This is a genomic window from Aurantimonas sp. A2-1-M11 (assembly GCF_036549475.1).
In the GTDB taxonomy this organism is placed as follows: Bacteria; Pseudomonadota; Alphaproteobacteria; order Rhizobiales; family Rhizobiaceae; genus Aurantimonas.
Map to the genome: position 1 here is coordinate 17848 of NZ_JAZHLI010000001.1, position 20875 is coordinate 38722.

Below are 20875 nucleotides of genomic sequence, written 5' to 3' on the forward strand. Positions count from 1 at the left end.
CTTCCTTCTAGATTTCGCTGATGCGGCGAGAGAGGTCGGCGCGCTCGAAGACGTCCGATTTCAGTTCGACGCCGAGGCCCGGTCCGTCCATGGGATAGACGTAGCCGCCCTCGATCCGCGGCACCGCGGTCACGAGTTCCGTATACCAGCCGCGATAAAACGCCCTAACGGATTCCTGGATCAGCGTGTTGGGCTGGCTGAACGACATGTGGACGGCGGCCGCGAAGCCGACCGGGCCGATGCAGTCGTGCGGCGCGAAGGGCCGGTGCCAGGTCTCGGCAAGGGCGGCGATCTTGCGGCCCTCGGTCAGGCCGCCGGACCAGCACAGATCGACCATGGCCACCGACAGCGCATCGCGGTCGAGCATGTCCTTGTAGGGCCAGCGCGAGCCGAGCGTTTCGGAGGCGCAGACCCAGACATCGGTCGAACGGGCATATTCGGCGAGCGCCTGGGGCGAGTTCATGCGGATCGGATCCTCGAACCACATCGGCTTGTAGGGCTCGAGTTCCTTCGCGATCATCTTGGCGGCCGGCAGGTTCCACAGCGAGTGGAACTCCACCATGATGTCGATCCGGTCGCCGACGGCCTTGCGGATCTTCTCGAAGGGTTCGAGGCCGCGCCGCATCTGCTCGGCCGTCAGATAGAGGCCGCCCGTCTCGTTGGCGATCGGGTCGAAGGGCCAGATCTTCATGGCGTCGATGCCGTTGTCGAGGAGATCCTCGGCCAGCGCGCCGGCATCGGTCATGAAGGCGTCGAGATCCTCGTAGGGGCCAGTATTCTCGCCGAGGTTCCAGTTCGACACCGGCCGGATGTTGGACGAGCTGACATAGCGGGTACCGGCGCAGGTATTGTAGATGCGCAGCCGGTCGCGGCACAGGCCGCCCAGCATCTGGTGCACCGGCTGGTCGCAGAGCTTGCCGAAGATGTCCCACAGCGCGATGTCGATCGCCGAAGCCGCGCGATACTCGACGCCGGTGGAGGACTGCGCCATCGGCAGGTTCACCATCTCCTTTGACAGCGCCTCGATATGCAGCGGATTGCGGCCGAGCAGGCGGCCGGCCAGCGTGTCGTGGATGTGGGCGGACACTGCGCCGGCGCCGTAGAAGGTCTCGCCGAGCCCGATGATCCCGGCATCGGTGTGGACGCGCACCCACAGGACATTGGAGAATTCCTCGGTCCGCAGCGTCTCGATGGCGGTGATTTTCATGCAGGCAGGCTCCCTCCTGGGCGAATCCCCTTGCAATTCGCCGCCCTTCTTCGGCGCGATGGACGGCCGGGGTCAAGGCGGCCCACGCAACGCGGGCCTCAGGCCGCGCCGATCGTGACCGCACAGGACGCAGAATCCGCGGGCGCGTCGATCTCGATCAGGTCGCCCTCGCCGATGCCGTCGATGTCACAGAGGATGACGGGGCAATCGCGGCCGTAGAGCGCCCTGGCGACCATCGCACCGACGGTGAGGATCGGATCGGGCCGGGCCAGCAGGATGGCGAGCGGCCCGGTCTGCCGCCGGATCGACTCGGCCAGGACGGACGCCGACGACGACGAACCGCGGCCGCTCGGCATGACGAGGATGCGCCCGGTCACGCAGGCGCCGCGCGCGGCGTGCGAGGCGTCGATGATCCGGCCGGTTTCCACGTCGACGCCGCCCCAGAAGCTGAGGGCTTCGCCGAGGACGAGCGCCCGACCCTCCGCCCGCCCGGCGACGATTGCCCGGCCCTCGCGGCTCATGCGGGGCTCCTCACGACCCTGCCGGCCTCAGCGGACAGGACGCAGTCCTCCAGCGACCCGAAGGCCACGGAGACGCCGATATTGCCCGGCGCGTAATGCGCCCACTTGCCGGAATTGGTCATCACCGCCCCCTCCACGCCGTGCAGGATCGTGGTGACATAGGTGCAGGTATCGACGACCGGAACGAGGCCGCAATTTACCAGGCCTGCCAGCGCGCCGTCCTGGTGAAGCCCGGCCAGGGTCTCGCGACTGGTATTGACGTAGATCGGGACGCCCCGGTCCGGCCGCACGCCCCGCAGCAGCGGCAGCAACAGATCCCATTCGCCACGCGAAAAATGCGGCGTGCCCAGGCAAACCGCATCGATGGGCGCCCCCACCGGGACGGTGGACAGACGGCTCAGCACGTCTTCGACGGCCGCCGGGGTGATCGGGATGATCCGGTCGGGTTGCGCGCTGGCGAAAGCCGCCGCCAGCGTCGGGGCTTCCGGCGTGATGCCGACCGCGTGGAACAGGCCGACCGCGCCGGCGGAAGCGGCCGCCGCGCCCAGCGCCTTGAGCTGGTCCTCGTCGCGGGGCGGCGGCAGGCCCTCGATGACCGGCACGGACTCGGCCGATGCTTCGCCGATGATCAGACCGACCGCGACATAGAGCGCGTCGCTCGGCTCGATCGACGGCGCGAAGCCCTGGAGACGATACAGCAGGCGGCCGCGGCGGTTCTCGTCGAGATGCAGGCCGAAAGCGGGCGCGCGGCCGGTGATCGCGCAGCACAGGTCGATGAAGTCGCCATAGCGGTCGGTGCGCGCGCCGATCACCGAATTGGCGAAGACGATGGCATTGGATTCGCCCCACGCGACCTGTTCGCCGAAGCGGGGCCGGAACAGCGTCTGATAGGGCGCGCAGGTAAAGGAGGCCTGGCAGCCGAGGGCCTCGTGGGCCTGCATCAGCCGTCGCCGCGGCTGTTGCTCGCCGGCGTCGAGACGCACGAGATCGGGGTGGATGAGGTCGAGGGAGCCGACATTCAGGGTCGTCGGCACGCGGACGCGGCCGCCCTCTGTCAGCAACCGCTCGACGAAATCGAGGCTGACGGCGCCGTGATAGAGGCAACCGTCCACGTGCGCCCCGACAATGTCGAGAAGGGCCCGGCGCCCACCGAGCGCGCGAAGGCGGCCAGGATCTGCATGGCGAACGCGGCGGCCTTGCCCTCCTCGCCATTCAGCAACGCGCGATCCTGGTCGGTCAGGTGCAGGGACATCGATCACCCGTGGGAAGAGCGCCAGCCGCGGTCAGCCGGCAGCCCGTTGGCCGCGACAATGACCGGGAATTGCGGTGACTGGCAATCATCCACAGGCAATTGGCACGGCGCCCGCGAGGTTAAGAGTCCGGTTACCTACCCCGTCGATATTGCGGCTCCGGATTCGCGAAGGAGAAACCATGAGTGACACGGCCATGATTGCGGGCGGACAGATCCGTTCGTTCGTCGAGCGCATCGAGCAGATCGAGAGCGAGATCCAGGACCTCAACGACGGCAAGAAGGAAGTCTTCGCCGAGGCCAAGGGCGAAGGGTTCGACGTCAAGGTGATCCGCGAGATCATCAAGTTGCGCAAGCAGGACAAGGACGAGCGGGACGAGCACGAGACGCTGCTCGACCTCTACATGCGCGCGATGGAAGAGGCTCCGTCCGCCGTCGCCGCCTGAGACGACGGACCGTGCGGCGTCAGGGAAGGCGCCCGGGATGCCCGGCGCCTTCCCGTTTGCAGCGGACGCGCAGAACCGTTTGCGCCCTCAGGCGGCGGCATATTCCATGTCGCTGACATGCTCCAGCCAGTCGATGGCGATGCCGTCCAGGGCCTCCTGGATGGAGACATGCGTCATCATCGTGTCCGGGCCGGCGCCGTGCCAGTGCTTCTCGCCCGGCGAGATCCAGATCACGTCGCCCGCCCGGATCACCTCGATCGGGCCGCCCTCGCTCTGGAACCGCCCTGCCCCCGCCGTGACATAGAGCGTCTGGCCCAGCGGATGGGTGTGCCATGCGGTGCGGGCACCGGGCTCGAAGGTCACCAGGTTCGAGCGCACCCGCGCCGGCTCGGGCGCCTCGACGATCGGGTCCTGCCACACGGTGCCGGTGAAATAGCTGGCCGGCCCGCGCCGTGTCGGGACGGATCCCCCGCGTCTGATGTCCATGATGACTCTCCTCCTCGCAGGGATTGTCGGGCGGTCTGCCGGCCCCTGCATTCCCGTTTGTCTCTCGACGCGACCCGATCACATGCCGAAGTCGCGATGGGTCCCTGCGCGACCATCGCACCGGCTGCGACCGGATGCCAGCGAACAGGCGGGACGCCGCGCCCCGACCGCATCAGGCCGGCTCGGAACCACTTTTGCGTGCAATTCCAGGCCGCGCCCGCGGCGGTCGGGGCCCTGTCGTCTACGGCAAGGATCTTGCGAGAACCGCCGCATGCGAGCGATGGCTGCAACCTTATCGCAACCGTCTGCCTGTATCTTCCACTCTGGATATCGCAGCGCATTGGAGTTTGAGTGCTGAAACTTGCGGGAATCGTTCGGTTTGTCGAAGCACGGGCCGGCAATGTTGCGGTCGTCTTCGGCCTGGCGCTGCCGATGCTCGTCATGTGCATGGCGACCGCCGTCGATCTTTCCGGGATCTATGGCGCCAATCGCAGCCTGCAGCAGGCCGCCGACGTCGCCGCGCTGGCCGCCGGGCGGGAATACGGCCGGACGCAGGACCCGGAATACCTGAAGAGCGTGTCGGAAGCCTACTTCTTCCACAATGCCGGCGAGGAGACCCGCGGCACGACGCAATTCAGCTATGACGGCGTCGCACGCGAAGATGGCATGACGATCCTCAAGGTGACCGCACGGCGGCAATTGCCGACCTTCTTCGGTGACGCGCTGATGTGGGTCACGGGCGGAACCCTCGACTGGCGTCAGTTCCCGCTCTACGCCAAGAGCGAGATCGTCGTGCAGAACCGCTCGATCGAACTGGCTCTGGTGCTCGACAATTCCGGCTCGATGCAGGACAGGCCGAATTCCGGCGGCACCAAGAGCAAGATCGACATCGTGAAGGATGCGGCGACCGATCTTGCGGAACAGTTCCTGTCCGCGGACAAGGGCTCGACCGAAGAGTTTCCCGTACAATTCGCCGTCGTCCCCTTTTCCAGCTCGGTGAATGTCGGCCCGCAATACAAAAACGCGGCCTGGATGGACACGCAGGGCCGCTCGCCGATCCACCACGAGAATCTCGACTGGGGAAACTGGCTGTCCGGAGCCACAAGCGGCGGCTGGAACTGGGTCGGGGGCCGGGGCTGGGTCTACACCGCCCCCTCGAGCGGCACGCCCCAGGCCAAGTTCAACGGCTCCTACTGGACCAAGATCTCGTCCGGCGAGCCGCTGACGCGGTTCTACGTCTATGACAACGCGCATCTCAAGGGCGACTTCGGCAGCTGGCGCGGCTGCGTGGAGGCACGGCCGAACGGACTGTCGACCACCGACACGGTTCCCGATTCCACCAAGCCGGAGACGTTGTTCGTGCCGACCTTCGCGCCAGACGAATATGACGACGTCCAGGTCGGCTGGAACGACTATCTGGAGAGCACCAGCGGCTCCACCAATTCGGCCAAGGACGCGATGGCCGAGCAGGCCAAGGTCGCGAAATATTTCGACAGCAGCTACCGGCTGACGAAACCGAGCATCAACCGTGGGGACTGGGGGCCGAACTCCAATTGCGTGACGACGCCGCTCACGCCGCTGACCAAGACGCTGAAGACGGTCACCGACGCCATCGACGTCATGGAGGCGCAAGGCTCGACGAACATCCCCCATGGTCTGGCATGGGGCTGGCGCCTGCTGACGTCGCGCGAGCCGTTCACGGAAGGCAGGAGCCACGAGACACCCGACAACATGAAGGTGCTGGTGCTGATGACCGACGGCAACAACACCTACAACCTCAACTCCGGCGGCCGGCCACTGGAAATCCGCGACCACAACCGCTCGACCTACGGCTCCTACGGCTATGGCGCGACCTACGCCCATGGCAGCAGCACGCGCAAAGCCGGCCGGATCTATGACGGCACCACCGGCGTCTCGAAGGACTACAGCGTCGACAGCTATGTTGCGGCCATGGACCAGAACGTCGCCAAGATCTGCCAGAACGTGAAGGCGGACGGTCGCAAGCCGGGCAGCGATATGGACGGTATCCTGATCTTCACCATCGCCTTCGACCTTCGCGACGGAGAGCCGGTGAAGAAGCTGATGGAGGATTGCGCCTCGGATGGTCTGATCGACCCGAGCCAGAAGCTCTATTACGACGCCCAGAGCCAGGACGAGTTGGCGGCCGCCTTCCAGGCGATCACCGAACAGATCTCGAGCCTGCGCATCGCCCGCTAGGGATTATCGCGCCGGATCCGACGCACCCGGCGCTGCTGACATCCCGCTGCTCCGCACCATGTGCCGGAGACAAATCCCAGGCCCAGGAGGCATCCGTCATGCTTGCAGCCACACTCTTCTTCCTGAGCCTCGGGCTCTCCCAGCCCCTCGCCACCATGACCGCGAGCGCGGATGCCGCCGTGGTGTCTGACGCCGCGACGACTGCCCACTCCCGCAGCGTGCCGGACGGCGCCTATCGTCTGGCACAGCATCGCCCGGGCGGCGGAACGGTGGGGCGCGGCGACCACCGCGGATACCGCGACCGTCGCCGCTCTCTCGACGCCGATCGCTATCTCTACGACTTCCGGGGTTCGCCGCGCTGGCGCGCCGAGGACCGTCTGCGCGACCGGCACCGGGATCGCCGCTGGGGCCGTGATCGCCATCGCGACTGGGACCGTCGTCATGACCGCCGCGACCGCGACTGGGATCGCGACCACCGCGACCGGGACAGGGACTGGCGGCGCGACCGCCGAGACAGCGACTGGGATTTTGGCCGGGGCTTCGACCGTCACCGCGATCGTGACCGCCGGCGAGGCGATGACCGCTTCCGCGACAGGCGCGACCGCTTCGAGGACCGGCGCAAGCGCTGGTAGGGCGGCGTCCGCGACCGCGACGGACTCCCGCCGTCAACGATCAGGCAGGCCCGGTCTCGGCCATGACGAAATCGGCGATCGCGGCGATATCGTCGAGGGCGAAGACCGGCAGCTGCGTTCCCGTCACATCATGATCGGCCGCAATCGCCGCGATCGCCGGGACGCTCTCCTGCATCGGCCGGCGGTCGAGCGCCCCGATCCGCCGGCACTCGATCTTGCGATGCGCCTCCCGCTTGAACCCCTCGACCAGGATGAGGTCACACGGCGACAGGCGGGCGACAATCTCCTGCAGGCTCGGCTCGGACTCGCCGCGCAGCTCGTGCATCAGCGCCCAGCGCTGCCCGGAAACGATCGCCACCTCACCAGCTCCGGCGATCCGATGGCGGAAGGAATCGGTCCCCTCCCTGTCGATCTCGAAGGCATGATGGGCGTGCTTGACCGTGGAGACCCGCAGGCCCCGTGCCGTGAGTTCCGTCACCAGCCGTTCGGTGAGGGTCGTCTTGCCGGAATTCTTCCAGCCCGTGATGCCGAATATGCGCTGTGTCACCGTGGCAATCGCCTTCTCGAACTCGTCTTGTCCCGCCACCGGGGATCGCGCCCATCTAGGCGAAGGTGGCAGGCCGGGTCGAGATGCGACGGCGTGCATGCCCGGCGGCCGGCGCTGCGCGATCAAGCGTTGCTGCAAACCGGGGGCTAAGGCTAGATGCCGCCATGTCCGAAACCGTGCCCACCTATCTGACCACCCGTGAACTGGCCGATCTCCTGCGGATCAAGGAGCGCAAGGTCTACGATCTGGCCGCCAGCGGCGACGTGCCCTGCATCCGCGTCGTCGGCAAGCTGCTGTTCCCGCGCGCGGAGGTCGACGCCTGGATGGCCGCGTCCCGCTCCGGCCCGATCGCCGGCGAGCGCGAATTGCCGATGATACTCGCCGGCAGCCACGATCCGTTGCTGGAATGGGCGCTGCGCCAGTCGGGGAGCGGGCTGGCGGCGTTCTTTGATGGCAGCCTCGACGGGATAGGCCGGGTGTCGCGGCGCGAGGCGGCGGCCTGCGCCACCCATGTCAGGGAAGCCGGCGGTGACTGGAACGTCGTCACGGTCCGCGACATGCTGGGCGACGCCCCGGTGGTACTGATCGAATTTGCCCGACGCCAATGCGGCCTGATCGTCGCGCCCGGCAATCCGCATGGGATCGCCTCTGTGAGCGACCTGGCGCCGCTGCGCTTTGCCCGGCGCCGGTCTCGACACGGATGCGCTGGCCGGACCGCCGGTGCCCGCCAAGACCGAGGACGACGTGGCCCGGCTGGTCCTGGACGGCAAGGCCGATGCGGGCTTCGGGCTCGCCGCGATGGCCGCCCAGTACCGGCTCGGTTTCGTCCCCCTTGCCGACGACCGATACGACCTGCTGGTCTGGCGGCGCGCGTGGTTCGAGCCGCCGCTGCAGTCGCTGGCGCGGTTCCTGCATTCGGGCGAGTTCGCCGAGCGCGCCGCCGAGATGACCGGATACGACGTCGGCGGCGCGGGCACCGTTCACTACAACGCTCCCGGCGCCTGAGCCGAAACGCGCCCTGGCGCGCCGGCCCCCTTGGACCGACGCCGGCGCTATTTGGCGTTCGGGAAGAACAGCTGCTGGCCGTCGGTCCTGAAGTTCGCAATGGCGGTCTGGCCTTCTGCGCCAGTCAGCCAGTCGATGAAGGCCTGGCCCGCTTCGGCCTTCACCGCAGGGTGCTTCTCCGGGTTCACGAGGATGACGCCATACTGGTTGAAGAGTTTGGGGTCGCCTTCGACGAGGATCTCGTGATCGCCCTTGTTGCCGAAGGAGATCCAGGTCGCGCGATCGGTCAGGGCGTAGGCGCCCATGCCGACACCGGTATTGAGGGTGGCGCCCATGCCCGATCCCGTCTCTCGGTACCAGCCGCCCGACGCCGCGCCAAGATCGACGCCTGCTCCCTGCCACAGACGCTGCTCCGCCTTGTGCGTGCCGCTGTCGTCGCCGCGCGAGGCGAAGGGCGCCTTCGCCGCGGCGATCGTGTCGAGCGCCGCTCCGGCATCCTTCATGCCCGCCACACCGGCCGGATCATCCTTCGGGCCGACGATGACGAAGTCGTTGTACATCACGTCGAAGCGCTCGACGCCGCCGCCATCGGCGACGAATTGCTCCTCGGCGGGTTTGGCATGGACCAGCAGCACGTCGCCGTCGCCGTTCTCGGCGTTCTTGATCGCCTGGCCGGTGCCGACCGCGACGATGCGGACCTCGATGCCGGACGTTTCGGTGAAGCCCGGCAGGATCGCATCCAGCAGGCCGGAATTCTGGGTCGACGTCGTCGACTGGACGACGATGAAGTCCGCCTGTGCCGCAGCCGGAGCGACCATCGCCCCCAGCGTCATCGAGATGATGGCGACAGCCCCGATCAGTTGCGTCTTCACGCGTTCCTCCTTGCCCGCAAGCGGCGCTACAGAACGAGCCCGCCGGCGAGAAACTCTCGCGCCGGCTGAGACAAGGGCTCGTCGAAAAATCGCCCGCCCGGTGTCTGCTCGGTGATCCGGCCGCGATGGACGAAGACGATCTCGGCGCCCAGGCGGCGGGCCTGGCCGATGTCGTGGGTCACCATCACGATCTTGGTTCCGGCGTCGGCAACGCGGCGCAGCAGGATCTCGATCGCCTGGGTGGCGCCGGGATCGAGGCTCGAGGTCGGCTCGTCCATGAACAGGATGTCCGGCGAGGTCGAGATCGCACGGACCACCGCCAGCCGCTGCTGCTCGCCGCCCGACAGGGTTCGCGCGGGCTGGTTGCCTCGGTCGGCGAGGTCGCCGATGGCGAGCAATTGCGCGACCCGCTCCCTGCGCGCGGCGCGCGCCAGGCCATGCACCTTCAGGGCGTAGTCGATATTGGCGGCGACGGACCGGCGCAGCAGGACCGGGCGCTGGAAGACCATCGCCTGCCGGCGGCGCACCCTGGGGCCGATGGCCTGGCCGTTGAAGCTCATCCGCCCGGATGCGGGCGCGATCAGCCCGTGCAGCAGCCGCAGAAGCAGGCTCTTGCCTGCCCCGTTCGGGCCGAGGATCAGGGTCGGCGCGCCGGGCGCGATGGTCAGGCCCGCCACATCCAGCAAGGTTCGACCACCGGCGCGGAACACGAGGTTCTCGGCGCGGATCGGCAGGACCGATGCGCGATACGCGTCATCAGTTAGGCTGGCCTGCGCCGGTGCGATGCCGGCATAGCTGTGGATGGCGAGGTCCTCACGCATGGGCGACCTGCGGCCGGCTCGCGCTCAACAGCCCCACCGAGGCGTTGATCGCGATCGCGATGATCAGGAGGATCGCGCCCAGGGCGAGCGCCAGGGACAGGTTGCCCTTCGAGGTCTCCAGGGCCACCGCCGTCGTCATCACCCGGGTGACGTGGTTGATGTTGCCCCCGACGATGATGACGGCGCCGACTTCCGCGATGGCACGGCCGAATCCCGCCAGCAGCGCCGTGACGAGACTGTGCCGTCCGTCCCAGAGCAGCGTCGGGACGGCCGCGATGCGGGAGACGCCGAAGGAACGGAGCTGTTCGGAATATTCGGCGTCGAGGTCCTCGACAACCTGCCGCGTCAGCGCTGCGACGATGGGCACCACCAGCACCACCTGCGCGACGATCATCGCGGCCGGCGTGTAGAGCATCTGCAGGACCCCGAGCGGGCCGGCATTCGACAGCATCAGATAGACCAGCAGGCCGACCACGACGGGTGGCAGCCCCATCAGCGCGTTGAGCAGCACGATGGCCACGCGGCGGAACGGAAACCGTCCGACGGCCAGAAGGGCGCCCAGCGGCATGCCGATCGCCGCGGCGATCACCACAGCGGTGACGGAAACCCGGAGCGACAGGAGGACGATGGACCACAGCTCCGGGTCGCCCGAAAGGATCAAGCCCGCAGCCAGCGAGAACGATTCTGCAATTTCCTGCATTTTTGAGTTTTTGCTTCGCTCCCTGGTTCGTCTGACAGCAATATGACAGGGAACGCAGGATAATTCCAGATTAAGGAACTGTTACCGCCTGTGGCTCGCGGCGGACCATAGCGTCGAGGTCAAACAAGCCTCCCGCACTGCAACACCCAGTATTTAAAGTTGAGTAGTATCATCTAGTTTAAGTAAGCGACCGGGAGACATTGCCGCATCTTGAGAAAAGCGTTGTCGGACCGCTGATTTGTTGCTCTAATGAGGTGGGAGAAAAGCCTTGCAGACCAACAATCTCGCTGTAACGACGGAACCGGCCGAAGCCGAGGCCTTGCGCGCCAACCTCTACAGGTTGCTGGCCCGCATCCTTGCGCAGCCGATGGACGAATCGCTGCTGCTCACGCTGCGGGGCCTGTCCGGCGACAGCAGCCTGTTGGGCCAGGGCATCGGTGAACTGGCGGCACAGGCCGCCGCTACATCGCTTGCCGAGGCGCACGCGGAATATCAGGAGCTGTTCATCGGGGTCGGGCGCGGCGAACTCGTGCCCTACGGCTCCTATTATCTCACCGGATTTCTCCACGAGAAGCCGCTGGCGCGCCTGCGCAGCGACATGGTGCCGCTCGGCATCGCCCGCTCCGACGACAGCCGCGATCCGGAAGACCATGCCGGCGCCCTGATGGAGATGATGGCGGGGCTGATCGACGGCGCCTTCGGCCAGGTCCAGCCGCTGGCGGTCCAGAAGGATTTCTTCCGCAAGCACGTGGGCTCGTGGGCCGGGCACTTCTTCGCCGATCTCGAGACCAGCCGGTCGGCGCTTCTGTATCGCCCGGTCGGCACGGTCGGCCGTCATTTCATGGCCATCGAGGAATCGGGCTTCGACATGTAGCCGCAGAACCGGCGGGGAGCACGGCGCCCCGCAGCAGTAAGGAACCAGGGCCAGGCCCTGCGACGACGGAGAAGCAGGATGAGCGACAAGGACACGGGAATGAAGGACGCAATCAAGGCCGACCGCCGGGCTTTCCTGAAATTCGCGGGGCTGGGCAGCGTCGCCGGTGGCGCGGCGCTGGTCACCGGCGCTCCCGCCGAAGCGGAGATGACCGATCAGGACACGGCCGGCGCGGGCTACCGCGAAACCGACCATGTGAAGACATTCTACAAGACGGCACGGTTCTAACCCTCTCGACAGGCAATCGGACTGCGGGCGGCCGCACATCAGGGATCGGAGACAGCAATGCTCAGGAAAAAGGCAAATGGCGCGGCGCGGAGCAACCGGATGGTCTCGGCGCTGTCGGAGCTGGGAACGGCCGCGGTTGATCGCCGGACATTCCTGAAGCGCTCGGGCCTCACCATCGGTGGCGCGGCCGCCGTCGCGACCCTGTCCGGCGGCATGGTGCGCCGGGCCGAGGCGGCCGGCGAGACGGCCACCGGCGAGATGGAGATCCGCAAGTCGGTCTGCACCCATTGCTCGGTCGGCTGCACGGTCATCGCCGAGGTGTCCAACGGCGTCTGGGTCGGCCAAGAGCCCGGCTTCGATTCACCGTTCAACCTGGGCGCCCATTGCGCCAAGGGCGCCTCGGTGCGCGAGCACGCCCATGGCGAACGCCGCCTGAAATACCCGATGAAGCTCGTCGGCGGCAAATGGCAGCGCATCAGCTGGGACGAGGCGATCAACGAGATCGGCGACAAGATGCTGGAGGTCCGCGAGGCCGCCGGTCCCGATTCCGTCTACTGGCTCGGCTCGGCCAAGCATTCCAACGAGCAGTCCTACCTGATCCGAAAGTTCGCCGCCTATTGGGGCACGAACAACATCGACCACCAGGCGCGGATCTGCCACTCCACCACGGTCGCAGGTGTCGCCAACACCTGGGGCTACGGTGCGATGACGAATTCCTACAACGACATCCACAATTCTCGGGCGATCTTCCTGATCGGCGGCAACCCGGCCGAGGCGCATCCGGTCTCGCTGCTGCATCTGTTGAAGGCCAAGGAAGAGAACAACGCGCCGCTGATCGTCTGCGACCCGCGCTTCACGCGCACCGCGGCCCATGCCGACGAATTCGTCCGGTTCCGGCCGGGCACCGACGTCGCGCTGATATGGGGCGTTCTCTACCACATCTTCGAGAATGGCTGGGAGGACAAGGAGTTCATCAACAGCCGCGTCTGGGGGATGGACCAGATCCGCACCGAGGTCGCGCGCTGGACGCCCGACGAGGTCGAGCGGGTCACCGGCGTTCCGGGCTCGCAGCTCCAGCGCGTGGCGCGCACCCTGGCGGAAAGCCGCCCGGCGACGCTGATCTGGTGCATGGGCGGCACCCAGCACACCAACGGCAACAACAACACCCGCGCCTACTGCATCCTGCAGCTGGCACTCGGCAACATGGGCAAGGCCGGCGGCGGCACCAACATCTTCCGCGGCCATGACAACGTGCAGGGCGCGACGGACCTGGGTGTCCTGGCCGACACGCTGCCGGGCTATTACGGCCTGACCCCCGGCTCCTGGGCCCATTGGGCGCGGGTCTGGGACGAGGAACTCGACTGGCTGAAAGGCCGCTTCGCCGTCATGCCGGGGGCCGGCGACGAGGGCAAGGACCGCCTGATGATGAACGAGACCGGCATTCCGGTCTCGCGCTGGATCGACGGCGTTCTGGAGGCGCGGGAAAACCTCGAGCAGCCCGACAACACCAAGGTGATGGTGTTCTGGGGCCATGCGCCGAACTCGCAGACCCGCCTGCCGGAAATGCAGAAGGCGATGGGCATGCTGGAGATGCTGGTCGTCATCGACCCGTATCCGACGATGACCGCCGTCCTGCAGGACCGCACCGATGGCGTCTACCTGCTGCCGGCCTCGACGCAGTTCGAGACGTCCGGCTCGGTCACCGCGTCGAACCGGTCGCTGCAGTGGCGCGAGAAGGTGGTCGAGCCGCTGTTCGAGTCCCTGCCCGACCATGTGATCATGCACAAATTCGCGGAGAAGTTCGGCTTCGCCGACCGCATGTTCCGCCACATCGAGGTCAAAGACGGCGAGCCGGTCATCGAGGACATCACCCGCGAATTCAACCGCGGCATGTGGACGATCGGCTACACCGGCCAGTCGCCGGAGCGCATGAAGTCGCACATGCAGAATCAGCAGACCTTCGACCGGACGACGCTGCGCGGCGTCGGCGGTCCGCATGACGGCGAGTTCTACGGCATGCCCTGGCCGTGCTGGGGCACCGCGGAGATGAAGCACAGCGGCTCGGCCAATCTCTACGACACCTCCATTCCGGTGGCGCAGGGCGGCATGGGCTTCAGGGCTCGCTTCGGCGTCGAGCGCGACGGCGACAATCTTCTGGCCGAAGGCTCCTGGCCGGTCGGCTCCGAGATCGAGGACGGCTATCCGGAATTCACCTTCGCCATGCTCAAGGAGCTCGGCTGGGACAAGGATCTGACGCCGTACGAGCGCCGTTATATCGACTATGTGGCCGGCTACGCCGACCAGCGGCCGAACCAGGGCGACGATGTCGGCGAGCAGTCGCAGACGGGTCCGATCCCGTCGGACTACGACGAGAAGATCGGCGGCGTGAACTGGAAGACCGACCTGTCGGGCGGCATCCAGCGCGTGGCGATCGCCCATGGCTGCGCCCCTTACGGCAACGCCAAGGCCCGCGCCGTGGTCTGGACCTTCCCCGATCCGGTCCCGATCCATCGCGAGCCGCTCTACACGCCGCGCCGCGACCTGGTGACGGACTATCCGACCTATGAGGACAAGACCTTCTGGCGCGTGCCGACGGCCTTTGCCTCGATCCAGAAGAACGACTATTCCCAGGATTTCCCGATGATCATGACGTCGGGGCGTCTGGTGGAATACGAGGGCGGCGGCGACGAGTCCCGCTCCAATCCGTGGCTTGCCGAACTGCAGCAGGACATGTTCGTCGAGATCAATCCGTCGGACGCCAACGATCTCGGCCTTCGCGACCGCGACACGGTATGGCTGCACAGCCCTGAGGGCGGCAAGATCCGCATCATGGCGATGGTGACCGAGCGCGTGGGCCGCGGCGTGGTGTTCACGCCCTTCCACTTCGGCGGCTACTTCCAGGGCAACGACCAGCGCGGAAAATATCCGGACGGCGCCGACCCCTACGTGCTCGGCGAAGCCTGCAACACGGCACAGACCTACGGCTACGATTCCGTGACGCAGATGCAGGAAACCAAGACCACGCTCTGCCGGATCGAACGGGCGTAAGGGAGGATCAGACCAATGGCACGAATGAAGTTCCTCTGCGACGCCGAGCGCTGCATCGAATGCAACGCCTGCGTAACCGCCTGCAAGAACGAGCATGAGGTTCCGTGGGGCGTGAACCGCCGGCGCGTCGTCACCATCAATGACGGCAAGCCGGGCGAGCGGTCGATCTCGGTCGCCTGCATGCACTGCTCCGACGCACCCTGCATGGCGGTCTGCCCGGTGGACTGCTTCTACCAGACCTCCGATGGCGTGGTCCTGCACTCCAAGGACCTGTGCATCGGCTGCGGCTACTGCTTCTACGCCTGCCCGTTCGGCGCGCCGCAATATCCGCAGGCGTCGAACTTCGGCTCGCGCGGCAAGATGGACAAGTGCACCTTCTGTGCCGGCGGTCCGGAAGAGGACAATTCGGCGGTGGAGTTCCAGAAATACGGGCGCAACCGCCTGGCCGAGGGCAAGCTGCCGCTCTGTGCGGAGATGTGCTCGACCAAGGCGCTGCTGGCCGGCGACGGCGACACCGTGTCGTCGATCTATCGCGAGCGCGTCGTGGCCCGCGGCTTCGGCGCCGGCGCCTGGGGCTGGGGCACCGCCTACGACCAGAAGCTGGGCGGCTGACGCGGCCTTTGCCGAGAGGCATGGCGGATGGCTCCGGTCGTCCGCCGCGCCACGACCGGCGGCGTGGGACGTCACCGCTTTCGCCGCTGCCGGGTCCTGAAACCCGCATCTTTCCACCCGTACGGGGATAGAGGACATGCCTAGCCTCAGAGCGCTTTTCGCCGTCTTGTCGCGCCTTGCCCCGGTCCGGGGTCTTGCGGCTCTGGCGCCGGCATTCGCCATCGCCGTCCTGATGATGGTCGCCACGTCGAGTGCCGGCCATGCCCAGAGTTCCGTCCGGCCGCCGGACAACGCATCCTCGCCGGTCGGCGGCGCGGTGCCGGGCGAGGCGCTCGGCACGACCTCCGACACCGAGATCTGGCGCGCGGTGCGCCAGGGCATTTCGGGCAGCGTCTCGATCCCCGACAAGAACGCCGCCGTGCTGGTGCAGTCGGAGGGCGAGTCCTGGCGCCTGCTGCGCAATGGCCCGATGTTCGACTATCTCGGGCTGGCGATGATCGGCATGCTGGTCCTGCTTGCCCTGTTCTTCGCCATTCGCGGGCGTATCCGCGTCCAGCATGGCCTCGCCGGCGTCACCATCAAGCGCTTCGGCCTGGTCGAGCGGACCGCCCACTGGGTGATGGCCCTGTCCTTCATCGTCCTGGCGATCAGCGGGCTGAACATCTCCTTCGGCCGCGAGCTGATCCTGCCGCTGATGGGCAAGGAAGCCTTCGGGGCGATGTCCGGCTTCCTGAAGCTGTCGCACAATTATGTCGCCTTCGCCTTCATGGGCGCCCTCGTCGTGGCCTTCGTCCTGTGGATCGCCCACAACATCCCCTCGCGCACCGATTTCGTGTGGCTGATGAAGGGCGGCGGCTTCTTCTCCAGGGGCGAGCATCCGCCGGCCCGCAAGTTCAATGCCGGCCAGAAGATCATCTTCTGGCTGGTGATGATTGGCGGCCTGTCGCTCAGCGTCTCGGGTTGGGCGCTGCTGTTCCCCTACGAGCACGCCTTCTTCAGCGACACCTTCGTCGCCCTCGCCGCCATCGGCCTCGACGTGCCCGCATGGCTCGGCCTGCCCGGACCGCCCTATTCGGCCATCCAGGAGCAGCAGTTCAATGCGATCTGGCACGCCATCATGGCGGTGTTCATGGTCTGCGTGATCTTCGGCCACATCTATATCGGCACGATCGGCATGCAGGGCGCCTTCGCGGCCATGGGCAGCGGCGACGTCGACCTCAACTGGGCCCGGGAGCATCATGCATTGTGGGTCGACGAGGTGCTGGAGAAGGACGGGCGGCCCCAGGCAGGCGCGCATCCCGCACCCGCGGAATAGCGGCCGGACCGATGCCATCAGCATGGGCCCGGCGTTGAGACCGGCGGCGCTCGCCGCGATCCTCTTCCTGTCGTTGGCGGCGGATCCCGCCGGCGCCGCAGACCTGCCGGACCGGCTCGTCGGCCATGGCGGACCGGTCAAATCCGTCACCCTCTCGCAGGACGGCACCCGTGCGCTCACGGCCTCCTTCGACTATTCCATCATCCTGTGGGACATGTCCGGTGTGGACGGCACCGTTTCGGCGCGCCTCGCCGGTCACGAGGCAGCGGTCAACGACGTCGCCTTCGTCCCCGGCACGGACCAGGCGGTCTCGGTCTCCGACGACGGATCCTTCGTGATCTGGAACCTGGCCACCGGCAACCTCGAACAGCGGATCACGGATACGCCGGTCAAGGTTCTCGACGTCGCCGTCAGCCTCGACGGCCGTTTCGCCGCCGCGGCACGCTGGGACGGAACGGCCCGGATCTTCGACATCGCGGACGCGACGGAGATCGCCCGCGCCGACGGCCACCAGGGCAACGTCAACGCCGTCGCCTTCTCGCTCGATGGCCGGCAGCTCTTCACGGCCGGCAATGACGGCACGATCCGCGAATGGCCACTGGATGAGGGTCGCATCGCCGGCACGTCGCGGCTGCTCTACAGCCATGGCTGGGGCATCACCGTGCTCGCCCCCCTGCCCGGCGGCTCGCTGCTGGCCTTCGGAACCCAGAACGGCGTGACCGGCCTCGTCGATCTGCCGACACTGGAGACGGTCGAACTCGCCGCGAAGGAGAACCCGGTCCTGTCGATCGCGGCCTCGCCCCGCGCCGGCTGGTTCGCCACCGGCAGCGCGGACGGACGCATCCGCGTGTTCGACACCGATACGGGCGCGCTGGTCGAGGAATATGGCGACATCTACGGCCCGGTCTGGGGCCTCGCCTTCACGCCGGATGGCAGCCAGCTCTATCGCGTCGGGCTCGACGATTTCGCCATCCGCTGGCAGGTGGAGCCGCGCCAGCGCATGGAAGCCATCCAGTCGGTCTATCCCCGGCGGTTCCAGGCGCACGATCTGGACGATCCCGGCGAGAGCGAATTCCTGCGCAAATGCTCGGTCTGCCACACGCTGACGCCCGACGACGGCAACCGCGCCGGGCCGACGCTTTACCGGCTGTTCGGTCGCAAGGCCGGCACCGTGCCGGGCTATGCCTATTCCCGGGCGCTGACGGAATCCGATATCGTCTGGACCGCGGAAACGGTATCACGCCTGTTCGACCATGGGCCCGACGTCGTGACGCCGGGGACGAAAATGCCGGTGCAGCGCCTCAAGAGCGTGGAACGGCGCGACGCGCTGATCGCCTATCTGCAACGGGCGACCGCAGCCGACGCCGACAATCTGCCGCCGAGCGAGCGGCCTGCACCACAACCGGGGGAGACGATACCGCAATGAAGGCATTTCTGCTGAGCGTGGCCATCGTGCTGATCATCGCGCTGGGGGTCGGCTTGCTGCTGGACAGCGAGCTGGAGCAATCGGCCAGCGAGGCCTATTCGACCGAAAACGTCCGGTTGGAATAGGCGCGACCGACCGGCGCCGTCCGACTCCCCATTGGCCACCACGGCCAGCCCGGGAGGGCGGATTCGGTGCTGCCGCACGCGATACCAGCGGATCGCTTCGGGCGGATCCGCGAAACACAATCAAGGAACAGATCAATGAGCGAAGACGCCTTCAACATGTCACTGCGCAAGTTCCTCAAGCAGGTCGGCGTGACCTCGCAGCGCGAGATCGAGGAACTGGTGCGCACGGGCAAGGCCGGCTCGGGTCCCCTGAAGGTGCGCATGCATCTGACCGCCGAGGGCGAGCCGCTGGACCATGTGGTCGAGGGTGAAATCCAGCTGCCGTGACGCTGCGCCAACACGCTTCTGTTCCCCTGGCCGACCCGCAATTCCCGCCGGCCTTCACCGGCCATCCGGTGGCCGCCGGACACGATCCGTTCGGCGCGGCCGTTCAGGCGGCGATGACGGGAACCCACGGGGCGGGCGACCTCTTCTGGAGCTGCGACACCGATCGCGCCGCCGCCGCCATCGTGCTGGAGCCGGATGTCGCACTGTCGCAGGCCGCGCAGATGCTGCCGTTACTGATGGTGGCGATCGCCGACGCGCTGGGTGGGATCGGGCCGCCCAATCTCGCGCTGACCTTTCGCTGGCCGGGCACCATCCTGGCCAATGGGGCCGTCATCGGCGGCGTGCGCCTGCATGCCTGCGGCGCCCGCGATCCTGCATCGATCCGGGAGCGCTTGGTCGCGGGCTTCGCGCTGACCATTGCGGCGTCGCGGAACGGGCCAGCCGAGCCCGGCCACGATCTCGCCGCGACGGCGCTGATGGAGGAAGGCTGCGGCGAGATGGACCGGACCCTGATCATCGAGGCTGTGGCCCGGCACTTCCTGTCGTGGATCGACGACTGGACCCATGACGGGTTCGGGTCCGCCCACCAGAGCTGGACGGCCCGCACCGACGCACGCGGCGAGCCTGTCGAGATCGTGCTCGGCGACACGATCCATCGCGGCACGATGATCGGCCTCGACGAGAGCGGCGGGGCCCTTCTGACCATCGGGGAGCACACGATGCTGCTGCCCCTGACCGACGCCGTGACCGGAGCCGACGCCTGATGCAGAGGGACGCAAACCCCACGAAGCCCCAGGGGCGTGTCGTCTGGAAATCGGCCGGCCTGCACCTGACCCACCGGCTGAACAATGGCTGGCTCGCGGTCACGCCGGCCTTCCTGCGCGCCTATTATACCCGGCCTGAAATCCACCCCATCGAGGAAAGCTGCGACAACGAGCATCGCCTGTTCGAGCGGCTGATGGAAACGCCCGACGCGGCGGTTGCGGAATCCGATCTCGCGGCGCTGGCCGATGCCGATACGGCGGACAATTACCGCATGCTGCTCGCCTATCGCGACCATCTGTTGCGGCACGGCTCGATCGAGGCGGGCTATCTCGCCCTGTTCCGCCCGGACGCACCGCGCGTGCCGCCGGTCTTCATCGAGCAGTTGGTCCATCTGATCCTCGGCGGCCTGCTGGCCGAGGAGACCGATCCCTTCGTGCTGCGCGCCGCCGAACTGTTCTTCCGTGACCAGATGGCGACGACCGGCGACGGACAGCTGACCCTGGCCGACGCGGAAGTGGTCGAGATGTATTCGGAATCCGGCGGCCTGGGTGGGCTCGGCTCGCTCCTGGCCGAGGCCGGCACCCCGATGCGGGAAGTCTCGCTCGACGTGATGAGCGAGGAGAACCGCGAGGCCTATTGGGGCCGCGCCGACCAGTTCAATTTCGCCCTCGATTTCCGCTTCACCCAGCCCGGACAGGACGCGCTGGCGCGCGTGATCGAACGCTGGGTCGAGCATTTCCTGCGCCTGCCGGTGCGGGTCCAGGCGATGCAGTCGATCACCGACCAGCACTGGTCCTGGCATGTGGGCCTCGACGCCGAGTCCACGCAGATCCTCAACGCCCTCTATGACGGCCAGAGCGTCGACGAAGAGCGTCTCGCCCGGATCGCGGCGCTCTTCCGCATGGAGTTCAAGGAGGACGGCCGTATCCTGGAGACCATGCGCGGCAAGCCGGCCTATCTCGGCGTGTCGGTGACGCCGGCCGGTCTCATCCGGATGAAACCCCAGAACCTCCTGACCAACCTTCCCCTGAGATCCGGCGTCCAATGAGCAAGGAATCGACATGACGACATCATCGCACAACGTCGCGAATTCGCCCTGGATGCGCCTTGTCGCGCTGGTCATCGCCATCGCGCTCGGTGTCCTCGCCTTCCTCATCTGGACGAACACCGGGGAGTGGGTCCCCGGCGTCCAGGAACGCGGGGAAGCGCTCGGCGACCTGCGGGTCGATGCCGACGTCGCGGCCTGCCTGGACAAGCGCTTCGCCGACATCGCCGTGATGGTCGAGCAGGATCTGATCACCGCGGAGGCGGCCGAGAAGTCGCGCACCGACGCCCGGTCCCTCTGCTACCAGCGCAATTAGGGCCGCTGTGCATCCAACAGGACGCACGAGC

General features: G+C 67.1%; 21 protein-coding genes and 2 pseudogenes. 15 read left to right on the plus strand and 8 right to left on the minus strand.

The window, feature by feature from the left end:
• Window positions 1–7: 7 nt before the first annotated feature.
• From VQ042_RS00095 to VQ042_RS00105, 3 genes and pseudogenes are all read right to left on the minus strand, one after another.
• Window positions 8–1207, minus strand: a complete 1200-nt coding sequence (locus VQ042_RS00095; protein ID WP_331814296.1) for a mandelate racemase/muconate lactonizing enzyme family protein — start codon at window positions 1205–1207, stop codon at window positions 8–10.
• A 98-nt stretch (window positions 1208–1305) separates the two neighbouring features.
• A complete protein-coding gene (locus tag VQ042_RS00100) occupies window positions 1306–1728 on the minus strand; it encodes an aconitase X swivel domain-containing protein (protein WP_331814297.1) in 423 nt (140 codons plus the stop codon).
• Window positions 1725–2980: pseudogene (locus tag VQ042_RS00105) on the minus strand (aconitase X). Before VQ042_RS00105 ends, VQ042_RS00100 begins: the two are co-directional and overlap by 4 nt.
• 179 nt (window positions 2981–3159) lie before the next feature.
• On the opposite strand from VQ042_RS00105, the gene VQ042_RS00110 reads away from it, so the two are divergent.
• Window positions 3160–3423 carry a DUF2312 domain-containing protein gene (locus VQ042_RS00110; RefSeq protein WP_024350256.1) on the plus strand — a complete coding sequence of 88 codons (264 nt, stop codon included), beginning with the start codon at window positions 3160–3162 and terminating at the stop codon, window positions 3421–3423.
• An 87-nt stretch (window positions 3424–3510) separates the two neighbouring features.
• Here VQ042_RS00110 and VQ042_RS00115 read toward each other — a convergent pair whose 3' ends face one another.
• Window positions 3511–3909: a (R)-mandelonitrile lyase gene (locus VQ042_RS00115; RefSeq protein WP_331814300.1), complete on the minus strand. Its 399-nt coding sequence runs from the start codon at window positions 3907–3909 to the stop codon at window positions 3511–3513.
• A 351-nt stretch (window positions 3910–4260) separates the two neighbouring features.
• On the opposite strand from VQ042_RS00115, the gene VQ042_RS00120 reads away from it, so the two are divergent.
• A complete protein-coding gene (locus VQ042_RS00120; protein ID WP_331814301.1) occupies window positions 4261–6126 on the plus strand; it encodes a vWA domain-containing protein in 1866 nt (621 codons plus the stop codon).
• A gap of 98 nt (window positions 6127–6224) precedes the next feature.
• On the plus strand, window positions 6225–6758 hold the full coding sequence (locus tag VQ042_RS00125; RefSeq protein ID WP_331814302.1) for a hypothetical protein: 534 nt from the start codon (window positions 6225–6227) through the stop codon (window positions 6756–6758).
• Between the two features lie 40 nt (window positions 6759–6798).
• Here VQ042_RS00125 and mobB read toward each other — a convergent pair whose 3' ends face one another.
• Window positions 6799–7305, minus strand: coding sequence for a molybdopterin-guanine dinucleotide biosynthesis protein B (gene mobB / locus VQ042_RS00130; RefSeq protein WP_331814536.1), 507 nt, complete (start codon window positions 7303–7305; stop codon window positions 6799–6801).
• 164 nt (window positions 7306–7469) lie between these two features.
• Between mobB and VQ042_RS00135 the strand changes: the two are divergent.
• Window positions 7470–8310, plus strand: a pseudogene (locus VQ042_RS00135) (substrate-binding domain-containing protein).
• Window positions 8311–8357: 47 nt separating this feature from the next.
• Here VQ042_RS00135 and VQ042_RS00140 read toward each other — a convergent pair.
• The 3 genes from VQ042_RS00140 to VQ042_RS00150 form a co-directional block, all read right to left on the minus strand.
• The gene (locus VQ042_RS00140) at window positions 8358–9143 is read right to left on the minus strand and encodes a substrate-binding domain-containing protein (RefSeq protein WP_331814539.1); all 786 of its coding nucleotides are present in this window, start codon (window positions 9141–9143) and stop codon (window positions 8358–8360) included.
• A 65-nt stretch (window positions 9144–9208) separates the two neighbouring features.
• The gene (locus VQ042_RS00145) at window positions 9209–10003 is read right to left on the minus strand and encodes an ATP-binding cassette domain-containing protein (protein ID WP_331814303.1); all 795 of its coding nucleotides are present in this window, start codon (window positions 10001–10003) and stop codon (window positions 9209–9211) included.
• The gene (locus VQ042_RS00150) at window positions 9996–10703 is read right to left on the minus strand and encodes an ABC transporter permease (protein WP_331814304.1); all 708 of its coding nucleotides are present in this window, start codon (window positions 10701–10703) and stop codon (window positions 9996–9998) included. The genes VQ042_RS00145 and VQ042_RS00150 overlap by 8 nt, the downstream gene beginning before the upstream one ends.
• A gap of 268 nt (window positions 10704–10971) precedes the next feature.
• Between VQ042_RS00150 and VQ042_RS00155 the strand changes: the two genes are divergently transcribed.
• The 11 genes from VQ042_RS00155 to VQ042_RS00205 all read left to right on the plus strand — a co-directional run bounded on the left by VQ042_RS00155 (window position 10972) and on the right by VQ042_RS00205 (window position 20844).
• Window positions 10972–11577, plus strand: coding sequence for a TorD/DmsD family molecular chaperone (locus VQ042_RS00155; RefSeq protein WP_331814305.1), 606 nt, complete (start codon window positions 10972–10974; stop codon window positions 11575–11577).
• 78 nt (window positions 11578–11655) lie between these two features.
• Window positions 11656–11865, plus strand: coding sequence for a twin-arginine translocation signal domain-containing protein (locus VQ042_RS00160; RefSeq protein ID WP_331814306.1), 210 nt, complete (start codon window positions 11656–11658; stop codon window positions 11863–11865).
• Window positions 11866–11922: 57 nt separating this feature from the next.
• The gene (locus VQ042_RS00165; RefSeq protein ID WP_331814307.1) at window positions 11923–14913 is read left to right on the plus strand and encodes a formate dehydrogenase subunit alpha; all 2991 of its coding nucleotides are present in this window, start codon (window positions 11923–11925) and stop codon (window positions 14911–14913) included.
• Between the two features lie 15 nt (window positions 14914–14928).
• Entirely contained in the window at window positions 14929–15525 is a 597-nt protein-coding gene (gene fdh3B, locus VQ042_RS00170; RefSeq protein ID WP_009210417.1) for a formate dehydrogenase FDH3 subunit beta, read from the plus strand.
• 136 nt (window positions 15526–15661) lie between these two features.
• A complete protein-coding gene (locus VQ042_RS00175; RefSeq protein WP_331814310.1) occupies window positions 15662–16840 on the plus strand; it encodes a formate dehydrogenase subunit gamma in 1179 nt (392 codons plus the stop codon).
• A gap of 22 nt (window positions 16841–16862) precedes the next feature.
• Window positions 16863–18266 (plus strand): cytochrome C, encoded by a 1404-nt coding sequence (locus VQ042_RS00180; RefSeq protein ID WP_331814311.1) that lies wholly within the window; start codon window positions 16863–16865, stop codon window positions 18264–18266.
• Window positions 18263–18391, plus strand: a complete 129-nt coding sequence (locus VQ042_RS00185) for a hypothetical protein (RefSeq protein ID WP_331814312.1) — start codon at window positions 18263–18265, stop codon at window positions 18389–18391. Before VQ042_RS00180 ends, VQ042_RS00185 begins: the two co-directional genes overlap by 4 nt.
• Window positions 18392–18526: 135 nt before the next feature.
• Entirely contained in the window at window positions 18527–18718 is a 192-nt protein-coding gene (locus tag VQ042_RS00190) for a DUF6494 family protein (protein WP_331814314.1), read from the plus strand.
• Window positions 18715–19482 carry a biotin/lipoate--protein ligase family protein gene (locus VQ042_RS00195; protein ID WP_331814316.1) on the plus strand — a complete coding sequence of 256 codons (768 nt, stop codon included), beginning with the start codon at window positions 18715–18717 and terminating at the stop codon, window positions 19480–19482. Before VQ042_RS00190 ends, VQ042_RS00195 begins: the two co-directional genes overlap by 4 nt.
• Window positions 19482–20531, plus strand: a complete 1050-nt coding sequence (locus VQ042_RS00200) for a DUF6352 family protein (protein ID WP_331814318.1) — start codon at window positions 19482–19484, stop codon at window positions 20529–20531. Before VQ042_RS00195 ends, VQ042_RS00200 begins: the two co-directional genes overlap by 1 nt.
• 13 nt (window positions 20532–20544) lie before the next feature.
• Window positions 20545–20844, plus strand: coding sequence for a hypothetical protein (locus tag VQ042_RS00205; RefSeq protein ID WP_331814320.1), 300 nt, complete (start codon window positions 20545–20547; stop codon window positions 20842–20844).
• Window positions 20845–20875 lie beyond the last annotated feature (31 nt).